The sequence below is a fragment of the Nonomuraea sp. NPDC003707 genome (assembly GCF_053587055.1).
Map to the genome: position 1 here is coordinate 1 of NZ_JBSFNK010000123.1, position 1,556 is coordinate 1,556.

Consider the following 1,556-nt stretch of genomic DNA (forward strand, 5'->3'; position numbering starts at 1 on the left):
GCCAGTCTCGTCTACCGAGCATGTCGAGCTGCTCGCCGACAGCGTCTCGCCCACGTCTGCATTCCTCCGTGAGCGCTGCACCGTCGGCCCCGACAAGACAGTCTCCGTTGCCCTGATTTACGACGTCTGGCGCCAGTGGTGCGAGACGGGCGGCCGGGAGCACCCGGGCACCCGCGAGACGTTCGGCAGGAACCTGCTCGCAGCCATTCCGGGACTCAAGCGCAGCCGACCGTACATCCAGGGCACCAGGGTCCCGACCTATGTGGGCGTAACTCTCGGAGCCACCCCAGATCAGTAGACCGCGCCACCGAGCAGCCATGGACCGGGTAGGGACACCCCTACCCGGTCCACAGTTTTCGCAGGTCCGAGCATGTTGGACCGGGTGGACCGGGCAAAATCAGCAATGTTGAGCTTCCTGGCTTCCTGTGTGCGCGTACGTGAGGCCAGTTTTTCTAAATCACCCGGTCCACCCGGTCCAACGCCCTGAAAACACGCCCTGACCAGCAAAAACGATGGACCGGGTAGGCATCAATTCACCCGGTCCAAACCCGGTCCATGGACCGGGTACCCGGTCCAAGCCGCAGACGGACGTCCACCGGCCACCGTCGGCAACCTTCGCCGGGGGGTGGCTAGCCTCAGAGCAGCCATCCACCCCCCGCCATTCGGCGACTGGTGCTGCGGGCCGTCCGGCGGCTGCCGCGCCGTGACTCGCACTCGACGACGGACCGGTGTCGACGACGGCCGTGGTCGCCCAAGGTCGTGCGGCGTAGCCGCTCCTCTTTGCTTGTCGCCTGGACCCGCGCGCGGTCGAGGGGCCTGGACCCATTTTTTCGGTTGTTTCCGGTTGTCAGGTCGTGTGCGCCATGGCCGCCCGGCAGTCGCGAAGCTTCCGGCAGCGGACCACCCAAGATCCGGCCAGGGCCCCGGATTTTGGGTGATTTTGGGTGGTCCAGGTGTTCTACGGCCGGCGTGCCCGTGGCATTCGCGTGTCCGCCGGGCATGGGGGGCCCGTAGCCGGTGGTGGTTGCGGGCCCTCGGGGTGACCCGCGCGGTCGGGCTCCCCGACACCGGGCTGTCATGACCTTCGGGCCGTGCGCCCGTGCCGGGGGTGTTCGCGGCGGTTGGGGTTCGTGGGCGCGGCTCTCACAAAAGGGGAAAACTGCCGCCGGGGGTGTTCGCACCACCTGGGCGGTCTCCGTGATGTCGGTTTCGCGTGATGCGGACGCCCCTACCCCTGTAGCGGCCGGTCTCGTGCAGCGTTGCGTTGAACGGCCTGTGTGTACGACACGGGCGCGGCGTATCTGATGTGCGGCACGTCGGGGGTCGCGTAGGCCGCGTATGTGTCCAGGTTTCGGTTTCAACTACCCGCTTGCTGCGCCTGTCTGCCCGTGGCCGTACGTGCGGGTGCGGGGTGTCGGGGCCTCGGTGGCTGCGGGCCGAGCGTCGAGTACGCCGTGTGCGCGGAGGTCGTCGAGGGAGATGTCCGGCCGGTACAGCGGCTGTCCGCTGAGGTCGCCTTCCGTCGCGCGGATGCGTGTCTCGGGGGGACTGGCGGG

At 68.1% G+C, this 1,556-nt stretch carries 2 protein-coding genes; one reads left to right on the top strand and one right to left on the bottom strand.

What is annotated here, in order from left to right; translation table 11 throughout:
* A partial coding sequence (locus tag ACWDRB_RS67780; protein WP_449912888.1) for a hypothetical protein occupies window positions 1–298 on the top strand: 298 nt, incomplete at its 5' end.
* 1,063 nt (window positions 299–1,361) lie between these two features.
* On the opposite strand, the gene ACWDRB_RS67785 is transcribed toward ACWDRB_RS67780, so the two are convergent.
* Window positions 1,362–1,556 (bottom strand): hypothetical protein (locus ACWDRB_RS67785; protein ID WP_449912890.1); only part of this gene is annotated, 195 nt, incomplete at its 5' end.